The organism is Janthinobacterium algoris (assembly GCF_051380935.1).
GTDB lineage: Bacteria > Pseudomonadota > Gammaproteobacteria > Burkholderiales > Burkholderiaceae_D > Janthinobacterium.
In genome coordinates this window covers 26,128-41,958 of sequence record NZ_JBNYXZ010000017.1, presented here as the reverse complement: position 1 = coordinate 41,958, position 15,831 = coordinate 26,128, and the positions used below count along the sequence as shown (strand labels likewise).

The window sequence follows — 15,831 nt, the reverse complement described above, 5'->3', positions numbered from 1 at the left end:
AGCTTGCCAGATAGACTAAAATAGGCGCCATTCCAATGCGGCGCCAGCGTCCGCGTTGCGCTACCCAACCTAATTCGTTTTGGAGAATGTATGAAAAATTTGTACCTGCGCTCGATGCTGGCGGCGGCTTGCGCCGTCACACTGGCAGGCTGCGGCGGCAGCGGCGGCAACCTGTATCTGCAAGTCAACGTCGGCGGCCTGGCCAAGGATGGCCTGATTCTCTTGAATGACGGGGAACGCTTGCCGGTTACTGCGGGCCAGGGCACCGTTGTTTTCACCAAGCTGGTCAAGACAGATGACCGCTACGATATCACCATTGCGCAACAGCCAAAGGGCGCCGTTTGCAGCATTACCAATGGCAGCGGCAAGGCAACAAGCTATTCCGTGAGCACGGCCCAGGTGATCTGCACAACCAACAGCTACCCGCTGAGCGGCACGATCACGGGCCTGACCGCTGGTGGCTTGCGCCTCGTGATGGGCCCCAACGGCACCAGCCCACTGGCTGGCACCACCTCCTACGAATTCAAAAGCGTTGCTGACGGCGCCGCATACGGCATTTCCATACTGACTCAGCCAACGGGCCTGGCATGCCGCTTCCAGGGTTCAAAGAGTGCCGACGCCAGCGATACGGTTGGCACGATGGGCTCTGCCGCTACGACCGCGGCCACACTTGACTGCACGCCGCAGTAATCCTTGCGATCCGTCACCTATTTTTTGGAGAAATACATGAAGTTATCCTGCTTGCGCCCACTCGCCGCGCTGCTGCTGACCCTGGGACTGGCCGCTTGCGGCGGCAAGGCATCGTATGATGTCAGTGGCACCATCAGCAACTTGAACACCGACGGCCTGGTCCTGGCCAACGGCGGCGACACCCTCCCGGTTCCATCCGGAAAGACCGCGTTTACATTTATCAAACGCATCGACTATGGCACCGACTACAACATCACCGTACAAACCCAGCCTGCCCACATGACTTGCGGCATCAGTGGTGGCTCCGGTTCGGCAGGTCATTACATCAACATCAGCGCCGCCGTTACTTGCTCGCAAAACAGATATACCGTCGGCGGCACGGTTTCCGGCCTGACGGTGGACGGCCTGGTGCTGATTAACGGTAGTGCAATAACAACGGTGGCCAAGGACGCCACAACCTTTACCATGGCCGGCTCTGTCGACTATGGCAGCACCTATGCCATCAGCGTCTCCGTTCAGCCGAAGGGTCTGCAGTGCGACCTGGCGACAGGTACCGAAAAAGGCACCATGGGCGAAGGGAATGTGACGACGGTAAAGATCGCCTGTAAACCGGTCTGAGTTGCGGGAACGGTAGCCGCTGCGCGGCTACCGGGAAGAGATATCACAAATATCTATAGTTGATATTCAAAAGATAAATTGGAGTTATATGTGGCGACGCAGCATAATGCATCTGTCTCCTCCAACTCTTCCAAGAATTGGATTTAGCCCGCTTTTACCAGCGGGCTTTTTTTTGCCCAAAATTCCTCAGGCCGCAGGCATTTGCAAGCCCGGCTGCAACATGTGCACGATGCTGGAGAAATCCTGCTGCGCATAACCGGCTTGCGCATGCATCTGGTACAGCTGGCGCACCAGGCCGCCCAGTGGCGTGGGCGCGTTTGCCGACAAGGCCGACTGCTGCGCCAGGCCCAGGTCTTTCAGCATCAGCGCCGTGCCGAAGCCGCCAGTGTAGTTGCGTGACGCGGGCGTGCCCTCCATGACGCCGGGCCACGGGTTGTACACTTCCAGGGTCCAGTTGCGGCCCGAACTCTTGGCCATGATGTCGGACAACACTTTCGGGTCCAGTCCATGCGCCACGCCCAGGTTCAGCGCCTCGGCCGTACCGGCCATCAAGATGCCCAACAGCATATTGTTGCAAATTTTCGCCACCTGGCCCGCGCCCGCCTCGCCCGCATGGAAGATGTTCTTGCCCATCTTTTCCAGCAGGGGCCGCGCCTGCTGCAAGGCCGCTACGCTACCGCCGACGATGAACGTCAGGGTGCCGGCCGCCGCACCCGCCGTGCCGCCCGAAACGGGCGCATCGAGCATGGCAAAACCCCGCTCGCTGGCCACTTGCGCCACCTGGCGCGCCACATCGGCCGCAATGGTGCTGCAATCGATGAACAAGGCGCCAGGCTTGGCCGAATCGAGCACGCCACCAGCCGCCAGGTACAGGTCCTGCACGTGCTTGTTGGCTGGCAACATGGTGATGACGGCGTCGGCCGTCTGCACGGCTGCGCTGGCGGATGCGGCCGCCGTGGCGCCCGCTTCGACCAGCGAGGCCACTGCCGCCGGCGCCAGGTCGAACACGGAGACATGGAAGCCGGCGGCCACCAGGTTGCGGGCCATCGGCGCGCCCATGTTACCCAGGCCGATGAAAGCGATATGTTGCATATAATGTCTCCTGTAGCGCCTAAAAAACCCATGGCGTTGTTGCCTTGCCTAGTCGTACTGGTCGTACTGCCTTCGGCAAGGCGCCTAGCCCTGAGCATTTTTCTGCACTACTTAAATGTTTAAATGGGTAGGTCGGCCAGCGGATGCGTACTCCACGGCGCGACAAAATATTCATTCAGATACGTTGCGCTGACGTCGGCCAGGCTGGCCGGCTGCCATTGCGGCGCGTTGTCCTTGGCTATCAGCAAAGCGCGTACGCCTTCGCTGAAGTCCGCATGGGCACAGCATTGCACGGCAACGATCAGTTCCAACTGGAACACTTGTGCCAGGCTCAGATGCCGCGTGCGTTCGCGCATGGCCCATACCAGGGCCACCGAGCTGGGTGCGCCCTTGTCCAGCGAGTGAGCGGCCTTTTGCAGCCAGGCCGAATCACCGTCATAGGCGGCTATGGCGGCCACCACTTCGGCTAAGGTGGGCGCTTGCGTCAAGGCGGCGATGGCGTCGAAGTTGGTGCGCACTTCAGAGACGGGCAACATGGACGCGGGCGCCGACAAGCCGCGCAGCAAGCGGCTCAACTGCTGGTGATTGGCCTGCGGGGAAGCTTGCCATTGCGCCAGCGCCAGCGCGTCGAGCACCATGGCGCGCTCTTCCTGGCGCAGAAAATAGTCACCCAGGCCTGTAAACAGGGCATCGGCCACGTTCATCGGCGCACCCGTCAAGCCCAGGAACAGGCCGCTGCGCCCCGGCATGCGGCCCAGGAACCAGCTGCCGCCCACGTCGGGGAACAGGCCGATCGTGATTTCCGGCATGGCGATGCGCGTGCTTTCCGTCACCACGCGGTGACTGGCACCCGCCATCAAGCCCAGGCCGCCTCCCATGACGATGCCGCCGCCCCACACCAGCAGCGGCTTTGCATAGGTATGGATGCGGTGGTCTAGCCGGTATTCCTCGGCAAAGAAAGCGAGCGCCTGCGGGTTCGGTACGACGCCAGGCTGGTCAAACACGGCCGAACGCAAGCTGCGTACATCGCCGCCTGCGCAAAACGCCTTGTCGGTCGACGATTGCAGCACCACGCAGGCGATGGCCGCGTCACCGGCCCAGCGCACCAGGGCGCCATCGATGGCGCGTATCATTGCCAGGGTCAGGGCATGCAGGGATTTCGGCGCGTCCAAGGTAATGACGCCCAGCTTCATGCCGCCGGGACAGTCGCGCTCCTCGATTTTTACGGTTTCAAGCAAGGTTTCAGCCACGATTTCACCCAAGGTTTCAGCCATTGCGCCACTCCGCCGGACGTTTTTCCAGGAACGCTTGCACACCCTCTTTCTGGTCTTGCGTATCGAACAGGCCCAGGAACAGGGAGCGTTCATCAGGCAAGGAATTGACCAGCGGATGGCTGCGCGCGCCCTGGATCAGGGTCTTGCACGCCGTCACGCTGCTGGGGCTCTGGCGCGCCACCTTGGCGGCCAGCGCCAGCGCCGTGGCGGCGGCCTTGCCGGTTGGCACGACTTCCTCGACCAGGCCGATGGCCAGGGCCTTGGCCGCATCGACGCGCTCGCCACACAGTATCATGCGCTTGGCCCAGCCTTCGCCTACCAGCCACGGCAAGTGCTGCGTGCCACCCGCGCACGGCAGCAAGCCGACCGATGCTTCCGGCAAGGCCATCTGCGCATGCTCCTCGGCAATGCGGATGTCACAGGCCAGCGCGCATTCGAGCCCGCCGCCCATGGCATAGCCATTGATGGCGGCGATGCTGACGCCGCGAAACGCCGACAGCGCCTCGAAGGCCTCGCCAAACGCGGCGGCCATGGCAAACGCCGTGTCCTTGTTGCCGTCGGCAAACACTTTCAGGTCGGCGCCGGCCGAGAAGAACTTGGCGCCGCCGCCCGTGATCACCAACGCGTACACGTCCGGGTCGGCATTCAGGTCGGCCACCAGCTGCGTCAGCGCGTTCAGGCTGGCCAGAGTCCACGTGTGGGCGGGTGGGTTGTCGAGGGTCACCAAGGCCGTATGGCCACGGCGTTCCAGCAGCAGGTTGGTATACACTTTGCTCATCGTAAGGTCTCCGTGGCGCCATCTTTCAAAATCGCTCGCGCGACGATCAGGCGCATGATTTCATTCGTCCCTTCCAGGATCTGGTGCACCCGCGTGTCACGCACATGGCGCTCTAGCGGATACTCGCGGATGTAGCCGTAGCCGCCGTGCAGCTGCAGCGCATCGTTGGCGACATTGAAGCCCACATCCGTGGCGAAACGTTTGGCCATGGCGCAATACGCCGTGGCGTCCGGGCTTTCCTGGTCCAGTTTCCAGGCCGCCAGGCGCACCATCTGGCGCGCCGCCACCAGTTCCGTCAGCATGTCGGCCAGCTTGAACTGCAGCGCCTGGAATTGCGCCAGCTCGCGGCCGAACTGCGTGCGCTCCTTCATGTACGCCTGCGCCCGCGTGAGGGCCGCTTGTGCCGTGCCCACCGAGCACACGGCAATGTTGATGCGCCCGCCATCGATGCCCTTCATGGCAATCGCAAAGCCTTCGCCTTCCGCCCCCAGCAAGTTACCAACAGGCACTTTCACCTGGTCGAAACTGATGATGCGCGTGGGCTGGCTATTCCAGCCCATCTTTTCCTCTTTCTTGCCATACACGATGCCGGGCAGATTCGCCGGCACGGCAAACGCGGAAATCCCGGCCGCACCCTCGCCGCCCGTGCGCGCCATGACGATCAGCATGTCTGTCTGGCCCGCGCCGGAGATAAACGCTTTCGTGCCGTCCAGCACATAAAAGTCACCATCCCTGACAGCTTTCGTGCGCAACGATGCCGCGTCGGAGCCCGACTGCGGTTCCGTCAAACAATAGCTGGCCAGCTTCTGGCCGGCAGCCAGGGCCGGTACCCACTCGTCGCACAGGGCTTCTTGCCCCCAGCGCGACAGCATCCAGGTGGCCATGTTGTGGATGGTGATGTAGGCCGTGGTCGAGGTGCAGCCACCGGCCAGCTCCTCGAAGACGATGGCCGCATCCTGGCGCGACAGGCCCAGGCCGCCCCAGCGCTGCGGCGTGTACAGGCCGCAAAATCCCATCTCGCCCGCCTTGGCGATGGTGTCCACGGGGAAAATCGATTCCGCATCCCAATGCGCTGCTTGCGGCGCCAGTTCGCCTTCGGCAAACGCGCGCGCCGCCTGCTGGAACTCGCGCTGCTCGTCGCTCAACTCAAAGTCCATGCCAGCTCCTTATTTGAGGCTGATGGTGGTGTTGACCTTGCCCACCGAGGCCGCATCCGTGAACCAGCGCTGGGTGATGGTTTGCGTCTGCGTGTAGAACAGCACGACTTGCTTGCCGAACGGACCCAGGTCGCCCAGTTTCGAGCCGCGCGAACCCGTAAAGCTGAACAGCGGGACGGGCACGGGAATGGGCACGTTGATGCCGACCTGGCCCACGTCGATTTCTTCCTGGAAATAGCGTGCGGCCGCGCCGCTTTGCGTGAACAGGGCCGTGCCGTTGCCGTTCGGATTCGCGTTCACCAGGGCGATGGCGTCATCCAGGGTATCGACTTCGACGACGATCAAGACGGGGCCAAAGATTTCCTGGTCATACACGACCATGCCGGGTTTCACGCCGGACAAGATTGTCGGCCCGACGAAGTTGCCGTTCGGATAGCCATCGACCTTCACGTCGCGGCCGTCGAGGGTCAGCACGGCGCCCTGCTCGATGCCCTTGGCGACCAGGCTGAACACGCGCTCTTTCGCCGCGCAAGAGATGACGGGGCCAAGGTCCGGATTGTCCTTGCCCGCGCCGACCGTCAAGGTTTGCGCCTTGGCGGACAGTTCCGGTAGCCACTCGCGCGCTGCGCCCACCAGCACGGCGACGGATGCGGCCATGCAACGCTGGCCGGCCGCGCCGAAGCCCGCGCCCAGCAACTGGTTCAGGGTCTGTTCCTTATTGGCGTCCGGCAAGACGACGGCGTGATTCTTGGCGCCCATCATGCATTGCGCGCGCTTGCCATTCAAGCTGGCGCGCTGGTACACATGCGTGCCCACCTTGCTTGAGCCCACGAACGAAATCGCCTTGATGTCCGGGTGGTCGCACAGGGCGTTGACCACGTCTTCGCCGCCATGGATCACGTTCAGCACGCCAGCCGGGATGCCTGCCTGCAAAGCCAGGCGCACGAGTTTTTCCGTCACCAGCGGGTCTTGCTCCGATGGTTTCAGCACGAAGGTATTGCCGCAGGCAATGGCCATCGGGAACATCCACAGGGGGATCATGGCGGGGAAGTTGAACGGGGTAATGCCGGCGCACACGCCCAGCGGCTGCATCACGCTGTAGGTATCGACGCCACCGGCCACGTTCTGCGCGTATTCGCCCATCTGCAGGGTGCCGATATTGGCGGCATGCTCGACCACTTCCAGGCCACGGAAGACGTCGCCTTCCGCGTCGAGCAGGGTCTTGCCCTGTTCCATCGTCAGGGTGGCGGCCAGGTCGGCCATGTTTTCGCGGATCAGTTGTTGCAACTTCAAAAAGATGCGGGCACGCGCACCGATCGGCGTCTTGCGCCAGGTTTTGAAGGCGCGCTGGGCCGAGGCGATGGCCGCATTGACTTCATCGGGCGTGGCGAACGGCACACGCGCCAATACTTCCTGCGTGGCCGGATTGACGACATCGCGCCAGACGGTGGTTTGGGACTCAACCCACTCGCCGTTGATCAGCAGTGGAACAGTCGGAACATTCATAGCAGCAGCGTTTTGCGTGGTCACTCGGTGTCTCCTCATTGGGGTAGTGGTCTGTTTGCATTATTCGCACAATACGGGCCGCAAACAAGGCGTGAAAATGCGAGATAATGCAAAGCTGAATCTGTTAATCTGCAAATGTTGTTAATTTGCAGATTCCACAAACCGGGGAAGAGGAAACGCAATGGCGAAGGTTTTCATGGGCGTGCGCCTGCAGCGCCTGCGCGAAGAACGGCGCATGACGCAGGTGGCGCTGGCCAAGTCCCTGGGCATATCGCCCAGCTATCTGAACCAGATGGAACGCAACCAGCGCCCGCTGACGGTGCCGATTCTGTTGCGCATCGGCACAGTACTGGGGGTCGATCCGCAAATCTTCTCCGAACACGACAGCGCCAGCCTGGTAGCCGACGTGCGCGACGTGTTTGGCGAATTGCCCGACGCGCCACCTACCTCGATGGCCGAACTCAAAATGCTGGTGGAAAACATGCCGGAACTGGCGCGCTCGATTCTGCTGCTGCAGCGGCGTTACCGGGTGATGGCGGAACGGGCCGATACCCTGGCGGCGCGCCTCGATGATGGCAGCCGTGGCGCCAGCTCGGCCGCCCCGTCTACGGACGAGGAAGTGCGCGAATACCTGAACCGGCGGCAAAACTACATCGATGAACTGGACCGGGCGGCAGAGCTCGTGGCCGGTGAATTCGATCCCGCCCTGCGCACGCTCGACGCGCTGCAAAGCCGCTTGCTGGAGTGCCACGGCATCCAGGTTCAACTGTCCGATGGCGATGCGGGCATGGTGCGCAAGCACCGGTTCGATGCACAACAACATATCCTGTGGCTGCCCGACACCCTGACGGGCGGCCAGCGCGCCTTCCAGATGGCGGCGCAAATCAGTCTGCTCGAGCACAGCGAGCTGATCGACGCCCTGGTGCTGGCGGCGGGATTCTCCGGCGCGGCCGCGCAAACCAGCGCGCGCCTGGCGTTTTCCAATTATTTCGCGGGCGCCCTCTTGATGCCGTACCAACGCTTCTTGCAGGCGGCGGAAACGCGCGCCTACGATATCGAGCGCCTGGCGCACCAGTTCGGCGTGGGTTTCGAAGCCGTGTGCCACCGTTTGAGCACCATGCAGCGCCCCGAGGCGGCGGGATTGCCCTTCTTCTTCGTGCGCGTCGACCGCGCCGGCAATGTCTCGAAGCGCCAGTCGGCCACGGACTTTCACTTTTCAAGGGTGGGTGGCACCTGCCCCCTGTGGATCGTGTACGACGCCTTCAGCCATCCGGGCCAGGTGCTCACGCAAGTGGCCAGCATGCCCGACGGCTGCACCTATCTGTGGATCGCGCGCCAGGTCAGCACGGCCTCGCCCGGCTTCCGGGCGCCGGGCAAGACCTTTGCCGTGGCGCTGGGCTGCGACATCTCGCAGGCGCACCGATTGATTTATTCGAAGGGACTCGATTTGCACGACCCGAGCAGCGCCACGCCCATCGGCACGGGCTGCAAGGTGTGCGAGCGGCAGGCGTGTCCGCAGCGGGCGTTTCCGTCGCTGCTGGCGCCGGCCCCCGTGTCGGCTTAAGACTCTTCGTTGACGCGCGCACGCAGCGCGTCGAATTCACGCGTGAATTGCGCGCGCCAGTCGCGCCGCGTGGACTCGGCTATCCAGGCCGCATCGAGGCCATTCAACATGAAGCCGCGCATGTCATCGAGGCCGAAACCGAATTCGCGCATCATCATCCAGGCGCCCGTCGGCGTCACGTGGTGCAGGGTCGGGTCGTCCGTGTTCGGATGCAGTTTCAAGCCCAGCTTGGCCATGGCGCGGATCGGGTGATCGAGGGCCCAGCGCTCGGGCGCCAGGGTGCGCAGATAATACGAATTGGTCGGCACCACGGTAAATACCAGGCCACGCTCGACGCAGCGCTGCGCCAGCGCGGGATTGTCGACAATCGTGTAGCCATGGTCGACCCGGTCCACCTGCAATTGCTCGATGGCCGTCGCCACGTTCATCCACGGCATGCCGAACTCGCCCGCGTGCGCCGTGCACTTGAAGCCCGCCTCGCGCGCGGCGCGGTAGGCTTCGATGAACAGTTCGGGCGGACGGTCGTTTTCGCGGTAGTCGATGCCGATGCCGATGACTTCCGGCGCGCGGTGCTTCTTCATCCATTCCACCATCTGCAGGGCTTCTGCGGGAGCGGCTTCACGGTCGATGCTGGGGATCAAACGGCCGATCACGCCAAAATCGCGCTGCGCGTCGCGGATGGCGGCCACGATGGCGTCTTGCGCCGAGTCATAGCGGATGCCCGACATACGCACGGTGCCGGTGGGGTTCCAGAAGAACTCCGCGTAGCGCACGCCGTGGCCATGCACGTCTTCCAGGTATTCGTAGGCGAGGCAATACAGGTCCGTCGGCGAGACGATCAGGTGCGCGTCAAGCGCGCGCAGCACGCGCAGTACGCCAACGGGCTTGTCACCGCGCGTATAGAACGCATCGATTTCTTCGGGGGTGACGACATTGCCCGTCTTGGCCGCCAGCGCACGGAAAGTGGCTTGCCGCACCGTGCCAAACAGGTGGCAATGCAGCTCCACCTTCGGCATGGCGCGTAAAAACTGTTCGATGCTCAGGGCAGGCAGGGTGTCGGCAGGGTTACTCATGAAGCTCGCTTCGTTAGTGGGAAAAAGGTCAGACGAGAATGGCGGCCAGGCGGCGCATCAAGCGCTCGATGGCGGCCGGACCGTCGGCCAGCATCGCCACCTGCGTGTTGATGGCGGCGCGGCGCGGCACGCGAAATTCGCACACCGTCATCCCACGCGTCAGTTCGCCCGTCAATTCGATGGCCACGTGGGCGCTCTGGAACTGGAACAGCTGCGGTGCTTCCAGGTACAGGGCCACTACCGGGTCGTACATGGGCATGGGCACGGAACCGTCGCTGCTGCGGATACGCACATACGCTTCCAGGTAGCCGGCCACGCGCTGCGCGCGCGGCGTGCCGATGGCGCGCAGCTGCTGCACTTCGGCATTCGTCACCAGCAGTTGGCGGCACAGGTTCAAGCCGAACATGCGTAGCGGGATGCCGGACTTGAAGACCTGGGCGGCCGCTTCCGGGTCCGCATAGATATTGAATTCGGCGGCCGCCGTGTGGTTGCCTTGGTCGGTCGAGCCGCCCATCAGGATGATTTCGACGATTTTTTCAGCGATATCGGGCGCCTTGGCCAGCGCCGTGGCCAAATTCGTCATCGGCGCGATGGCCATGATGGTAATCTGGCCGGGGTGGGCGCGCACGGCGGCGATCAGCGCGTCGACGGCATGGCCTGCGGCGTCGCTGGCGGCACCGGGCGGCAAGATTTCGCCTGTCGTCGGCATGCCGCTGTCGCCGAGGATGCGCTGCGCCGTCTCGATGACGCCGCCCAGCGGTTCTTCGCAACCGCGATAAATGGGCACCGTCAAGCCATCATGGGCCTTGATGCGCAGGGCGTTGTCGTAGGTGATATCGACAGGCGCATTGCCCGCCACCACGCTCACGCCCAGCCACGCGATGTCGGGATTGCTGCCCAAGAGCAGCATCGTCAGCCAGTCGTCGAAACCGGGATCGGTATCGAGCCAGATTTTTTTCAAGGTTTTGTCCATGATGCTCTCACGTTAAAACATCAAGCAGCCAAACACAGGGCGCTGTCGGATGGCAGCACGAAGGACACGGCCGTGCCTTCGCGCCAGGCGGCGCCACCGGCCGCGCAGATACCCTTGACCTGGCCCAGCGGCGTTTGCAGCAGGTATTCGACGGTGTCGCCCAGGAAGCCCCGCGCCAGCACGCTGCCCGGGTACTGGCCAGCTGCGTCGTCCGGCGCGCAGACGCGCACCTTGTCCGGACGCCAGCCCAGCAGCGTGGTGCCGGCAGCGACGGGAGACGTGTACGGCAAGCTGGCGCCCGCATGGTGCAGCGCGCCATCGCGGTAGTCGAACAGGTTTTCAAAGCCCATGAAGTTGGCGACAAATCGCGTCGACGGCGTATTGAAGACGGCTTCCGGCGCGGCCAATTGCTCGATGCGGCCGCTGTTCATGACGACGATACGGTCGGACAAAGCCAGCGCTTCTTCCTGGTCATGCGTCACGTACAGCATGGTGATGCCCAGTTCGCGCTGGATGCGGCGCAACTCGGCGCGCATCTGCACGCGCAGCTTGGCGTCCAGGTTCGACAGCGGTTCATCCAGCAACAGCAGGGCCGGTTCGACGACGATGGCGCGCGCCAGCGCCACGCGTTGCTGCTGGCCACCCGACATCTGCGCCGGCAAACGCGTCTCGAAACCCGTCAGTCCCACGGCGGCGATCACCGCTTCCACCTTGGTTTTCAACAGGGCTGGCGCAACCTTGCGCAGGCGCAAGCCGAAAGCGATGTTGTCGTACACGTTCAGGTGCGGGAACAGCGCGTACGACTGGAACACCATGCCGATATTGCGCTTGTTCGGTGCCAGCTTGCCGATTTCGCGGCCGTCGAGCACGATGCGGCCCGATTGCAGCGGCATCAGGCCGGCGATGGCGCGCATGGTGGTGGTCTTGCCGCAGCCGCTGGGGCCCAGCAGGGAAATCAGTTCGCCCTGCTCGACGTGCAAATCCAGGTCTTTCACGGACGTCGTGTTCTTGGCGTAGCCGAGGTTCAGCTTGTGCAGTTCCAGATAACTCATCGTATGTTGCCTCTTACATGTATTTAGAAATGCCCAGCACCTTCTCGGTCACCATCACGAAGGCCATGGTGAACAAGACCAGCAAGGTCGACAGGGCAGCGATCGATGGATCGAAGCTGTTTTCCATATGTCCCAGCATCTCGATCGGCAAGGTGCTGATGCCAGGCCCCGTCAGGAACAGCGAGACAGGCACCTGGTTGAACGAGGTGACGAAGGCGAGGAAGAAGGCGGCGATCACGGCGTTGCGGATATTCGGCAGCACGATCATGAAAAACGCGCGCAGACGCGACGCACCCAAGGTGATGGCGGCATCCTCGATATCCACGCGCAAATTCACCAGGCTGGCGTACACCACGCGCACCGAATACGGAATCAACAGCGCGATGTGGCCGATCAACAGGCCCACATACACGGGCGCATTGATGGTCAGCACCAGGTGATGCAGCAAGCCCAAACCGACGAGGATGGCGGGAATGATCAGCGGCGACGTCAGTATCTGGCGGATAGCGCCGATGCCCGGTGGCGGCATGCGCGAAAACGCATACGCGACGGGAATGCCCAGCAACAGCGCGATGACGGTGGCGATCAGGCCGATCTCCAGGCTGGTCTGGAAGGCGCGGCGGAACTCGGGCGCAGCCCACACTTCGAGTATCCAGCGCAACGAGTACGACTCGGGCGGGAACGCCAGGGTTTCGCCGCCGGAAAAGCCCGCCAGCACGACGATGGCGAAAGGTCCCAGCAGGAACAAAAACACCAGCCACAGGACGACACGTGAAAACAGGCTTTCTTTCATACGGAGCTCCGGCTCGAGGAAATACGTTTAAGGCCGGCGTTGACCAGCAGGGTCATGCAGACGAGGATGACGGCGATGACATTGGCGGCGCCGAAATCGCTCTCCACGCTGACCTTCTGGTACAGCAGGGTTTCCAGCATCAGCACCTTGGTGCCGCCCAGCAAGGCCGGCGTCACGTAGGCCGTCACGCAGCCCGTAAACACCAGGGTGCCGCCGACGACCAGGCCTTCCTGCGTCAGCGGCAGGGTGACCTTGCAAAACACTTGCCATGGATTGGCGCCCAAAGTGGCGGCGGCCGGTTCCACGTCGCGCGGCAGGTTTTCCAGCGCGCCCGCCAGCGACATCAGCATCAGCGGCAACAGCAATTGCAGCAAGCCGACAAACACGGCGAATTCGCTGAACAGCAAGCGCAGCGGCTCTTCCGTGAAGCCCATGTTGACGAGTGCCGCGTTGACGGCGCCATTGCGGCCCAGCAGCACGATCCAGGCGTAGGTACGCGCAATCGGCGAGACCATCAGCGGCAAGATCATCATGCCCACCACCAGCCCGCGCCACTTTGGCGACACGCGCGCCACGGCTTGCGCGGCCGGATAGCCGAGGATGATGGAGGCGAGCGTCACCAGCGCGGCGATGCGCAGCGTGCGCCAAAAGATGGTGCGGTTAAATTCCTGCGAGAAGAATTCAATGAAGCGGTCAACGCCCCACTGCATGCCGTCGCCGACGCGGAAGGCGTCGACCAGCAAGGCCAGCACGGGCAGCAGGAAGCAGACGACGATAAAGATCAGCGCCGGCAGGACCAGCAGCAGTCCCAGGCGCTTTTTTGGATCAGCAAACATGGTGTTTTCTCCTCGTCACCACTATTTGCTCATGGCCTTGTTCCACTGCGTCATCCAGTTGCTGCGCTGCTTGAGGATGGTTTCCGGCTTGACGAATTTCAGCGAACTGATTTGATCGGCGCCATAGGTATTGAATTGCGCGGCGGCCACCGACAGGCGCACGTCCTTGTTGACGGGCGAGTCGACCAGATTGGTCGCCAGTTGCGTCTGCACTTCCTTGGACAGCCAGAAATCCATCAACTGGTACGCCAGGTCCGCATTCTTCGAACCGGCAACGATGCCCATCACGTTCATGCCCGCCGCCTGGCCTTCGGCCGGGATGCTCCACTTCAGGGGCAGGCCCGTCTTGAGCATTTGCGACCAGGTAAAGCGCGCCACGGGCGCGGCCCAGATTTCATCTTGCGCGAACAGGGCGGCCAGTTGCGCGCTGTTTTTCGAAAACGTGACGACGTTGCCCTTCATGCCGACGATCTTGGCAAAGCCGGTGGCGTAGTCATCCGTCTTGCCGCCCCATGCCGCATCGGCCATGCGCAGCATCAACGGGCCCTGCGTGGTGCTCACGTCGGGGAAGGCCACGCGGCCTTTCAGTTCGGGGCGCCACAGGTCCTTCCAGGACGTCAGCGGGGCAATCTTGTCGCTGCGGTACACCAGGCCGACCGAGTACAGCGTGTAGCCGACGGCGAAGTTGCCGCCGATGGGGTTTTTCGCCACGTCGTACAGGGCCTTGTAATTGCTCAGCTTGGAGTAATCCATGGGCTGGATCACGCCCTTTTGCGCCGCTTCCAGCATGCCGGAATCGGACAGCAGCACCAGGTCGATCACCGGGTTCTTGCTGTGCACCACCAGCTTGGCGATGCGATCCGCGTTATTCCCCGTTTCCACCTTGATATCGCACCCGCATTTGGCCTTGAACGGCTCGTACACATACTTCATGAACAAGGGCTGGGCAATCGGATAGGCCGAAATGACCAGCTCGCGTTTTTCCGCGTGGGCGGCGTTTGCCAGCAAGCCTAGGCTCAACGCCAACATGAGGTGCTTTTTCAAGATGCTTCCTTTCAGGGGACGGCGCTGCGGGACAGCGCCTGTAAAGATGAATCAGACTCAGAAATAATGTCGCATGCCGACGATCAGGACACTTTGCGTCTTGCCGCCAGAGGCACCGAAACCGAACACGCGGGCGAACGTCGCATCGCCGGCCGCTTTCTGGTAGCTCCAGGTGATGGCGACATCGGTGCGCTTGGACAGGAAGTAATCGGCTTGGAAGTTGACCTGATGCCATTTCGGCGTCTTGTTAATCACGTCATATTTTCCGGTAGTGAAGAAATATGATGCGCCCAGGTTCAGCGCTTCCGTCAGCTTGTGGTTCACGTTCAGATCCACGTTTTGCAGGGTCAGATTGCTTTGATCCAGGTAGTGGTAGCGCACGTTGGTGTACAGCGCGCCAAACTTGGTCCTGCCCACATTATAAAAGCCTCCCGTGCCGGCGATGGCCTGGCTGTCCACGCCCGCGCCCTTGACGGCGCTCTTGTTGAAAATCAACAGGGAACTGCCGTAGTCGTTGCCGATGGCGCCATTCGGCGCATCGGGGCTGTTCGGGTGATACATCTTGGTATAGGCGACGGCCCAACTGAAGGCATCGACTTTGTAGCCGGCACCCATGCTATAGACGCGGTTGCGGTTGGAGTCCGCCGGATTTTCGCTGAAACCGTACAGGCCTGTGAACGACAGGTTGCTGAGGTTCGGGCTGACATACTTGACGGCATTCTGCACGCGCAAGTTGTTGTAGCCATTGTCGTTGTCGCCGATATGCACGCCGTTACTGGCGATGACCACCGGGCCCAGCAGGTCCTTGACGGCTTCGTACTGGCGGCCCAGGGTCAGGGTGCCCTTGTCATTGCTCGACAGGCCCACATACGACTGGCGGCCGAACAGGCGGCCGCTTTGCGCAGCCGTGCCCGTCATGACGTTAAAACCGTTTTCCAGCACGAAGATAGCCTTGGTACCGTCGCCCAGGTCTTCCTGGCCGCGGAAACCGATGCGGGGATTCTGATTCGTGCCGCTCAGCGCATGCGTGCGGCTGCCCTTACCCTCGTCCGACACATAGCCAATACCGGCCGACAGCAAGCCATACACTTGCACGCTGCTTTGCGCCTGCGCGGCGCCCTGCGCCGCCAGCAAGCCACCCACCACCATCGTTCCCGTCATCCATTTGTTCATCGCCGCCACCCTAAAAAGAATAAACCCTGAGTTTTTTGGAATTATTTTATTGATGCGTCCCCTGCATGGCGTGCTAGCGCGAGTACCGGCGCCGCCTGGCAAGCGCTTCTCTGAAGATTGTTGCCTTCAAGACAAGTAAAGACCAGTTCAGAATATGGTAAATTGCGGGATAAGAAAATTTGTTTATTTTTATAAATCCATTACTTTT

The 15,831-nt window shown here is 62.2% G+C and carries 14 protein-coding genes and 1 pseudogene; 3 read left to right on the top strand and 12 right to left on the bottom strand.

Annotated elements, in window-relative coordinates:
* The first annotated feature begins 90 nt into the window (after positions 1–90).
* Both ACQ4W7_RS22365 and ACQ4W7_RS22360 read left to right on the top strand, forming a co-directional pair.
* Positions 91–690, top strand: a complete 600-nt coding sequence (locus tag ACQ4W7_RS22365) for a hypothetical protein (RefSeq protein WP_426074111.1) — start codon at positions 91–93, stop codon at positions 688–690.
* A gap of 36 nt (positions 691–726) precedes the next feature.
* Positions 727–1,308 carry a hypothetical protein gene (locus ACQ4W7_RS22360; RefSeq protein ID WP_426074110.1) on the top strand — a complete coding sequence of 194 codons (582 nt, stop codon included), beginning with the start codon at positions 727–729 and terminating at the stop codon, positions 1,306–1,308.
* A gap of 186 nt (positions 1,309–1,494) precedes the next feature.
* Here the strand turns inward: ACQ4W7_RS22360 and mmsB are convergent.
* From mmsB to ACQ4W7_RS22335, 5 genes and pseudogenes are all read right to left on the bottom strand, one after another.
* Positions 1,495–2,406, bottom strand: a pseudogene (mmsB, locus tag ACQ4W7_RS22355) (3-hydroxyisobutyrate dehydrogenase); the annotation flags it as partial.
* A 113-nt stretch (positions 2,407–2,519) separates the two neighbouring features.
* A complete protein-coding gene (locus tag ACQ4W7_RS22350; RefSeq protein ID WP_436533322.1) occupies positions 2,520–3,674 on the bottom strand; it encodes an enoyl-CoA hydratase/isomerase family protein in 1,155 nt (384 codons plus the stop codon).
* Positions 3,667–4,452, bottom strand: a complete 786-nt coding sequence (locus ACQ4W7_RS22345; RefSeq protein WP_436533320.1) for an enoyl-CoA hydratase — start codon at positions 4,450–4,452, stop codon at positions 3,667–3,669. The genes ACQ4W7_RS22350 and ACQ4W7_RS22345 overlap by 8 nt, the downstream gene beginning before the upstream one ends.
* Positions 4,449–5,609 carry an acyl-CoA dehydrogenase family protein gene (locus tag ACQ4W7_RS22340; RefSeq protein ID WP_436533318.1) on the bottom strand — a complete coding sequence of 387 codons (1,161 nt, stop codon included), beginning with the start codon at positions 5,607–5,609 and terminating at the stop codon, positions 4,449–4,451. Before ACQ4W7_RS22340 ends, ACQ4W7_RS22345 begins: the two co-directional genes overlap by 4 nt.
* 9 nt (positions 5,610–5,618) lie before the next feature.
* Entirely contained in the window at positions 5,619–7,115 is a 1,497-nt protein-coding gene (locus ACQ4W7_RS22335; protein WP_426074106.1) for a CoA-acylating methylmalonate-semialdehyde dehydrogenase, read from the bottom strand.
* Between the two features lie 181 nt (positions 7,116–7,296).
* Between ACQ4W7_RS22335 and ACQ4W7_RS22330 the strand changes: the two genes are divergently transcribed.
* Positions 7,297–8,679: a short-chain fatty acyl-CoA regulator family protein gene (locus tag ACQ4W7_RS22330; protein WP_426074105.1), complete on the top strand. Its 1,383-nt coding sequence runs from the start codon at positions 7,297–7,299 to the stop codon at positions 8,677–8,679.
* On the opposite strand, the gene ACQ4W7_RS22325 is transcribed toward ACQ4W7_RS22330, so the two are convergent.
* The 7 genes from ACQ4W7_RS22325 to ACQ4W7_RS22295 are packed head-to-tail and all read right to left on the bottom strand — an operon-like array spanning position 8,676 to position 15,623.
* Entirely contained in the window at positions 8,676–9,752 is a 1,077-nt protein-coding gene (locus tag ACQ4W7_RS22325) for an adenosine deaminase family protein (RefSeq protein WP_436533315.1), read from the bottom strand. The two genes, ACQ4W7_RS22330 and ACQ4W7_RS22325, sit on opposite strands and share 4 nt — an antisense overlap.
* Positions 9,753–9,780: 28 nt before the next feature.
* Positions 9,781–10,725 carry a nucleoside hydrolase gene (locus tag ACQ4W7_RS22320; RefSeq protein WP_426074103.1) on the bottom strand — a complete coding sequence of 315 codons (945 nt, stop codon included), beginning with the start codon at positions 10,723–10,725 and terminating at the stop codon, positions 9,781–9,783.
* A 20-nt stretch (positions 10,726–10,745) separates the two neighbouring features.
* Positions 10,746–11,777 carry an ABC transporter ATP-binding protein gene (locus tag ACQ4W7_RS22315; RefSeq protein ID WP_426074102.1) on the bottom strand — a complete coding sequence of 344 codons (1,032 nt, stop codon included), beginning with the start codon at positions 11,775–11,777 and terminating at the stop codon, positions 10,746–10,748.
* 13 nt (positions 11,778–11,790) lie between these two features.
* Complete coding sequence (locus ACQ4W7_RS22310) at positions 11,791–12,570, bottom strand: ABC transporter permease (RefSeq protein WP_436533312.1); 780 nt, start codon at positions 12,568–12,570, stop codon at positions 11,791–11,793.
* The gene (locus tag ACQ4W7_RS22305) at positions 12,567–13,406 is read right to left on the bottom strand and encodes an ABC transporter permease (RefSeq protein ID WP_436533310.1); all 840 of its coding nucleotides are present in this window, start codon (positions 13,404–13,406) and stop codon (positions 12,567–12,569) included. The genes ACQ4W7_RS22310 and ACQ4W7_RS22305 overlap by 4 nt, the downstream gene beginning before the upstream one ends.
* 21 nt (positions 13,407–13,427) lie before the next feature.
* Positions 13,428–14,450, bottom strand: a complete 1,023-nt coding sequence (locus tag ACQ4W7_RS22300) for an ABC transporter substrate-binding protein (protein ID WP_436533308.1) — start codon at positions 14,448–14,450, stop codon at positions 13,428–13,430.
* Between the two features lie 57 nt (positions 14,451–14,507).
* Complete coding sequence (locus ACQ4W7_RS22295; RefSeq protein WP_436533306.1) at positions 14,508–15,623, bottom strand: porin; 1,116 nt, start codon at positions 15,621–15,623, stop codon at positions 14,508–14,510.
* Between the last annotated feature and the right edge of the window lie 208 nt (positions 15,624–15,831).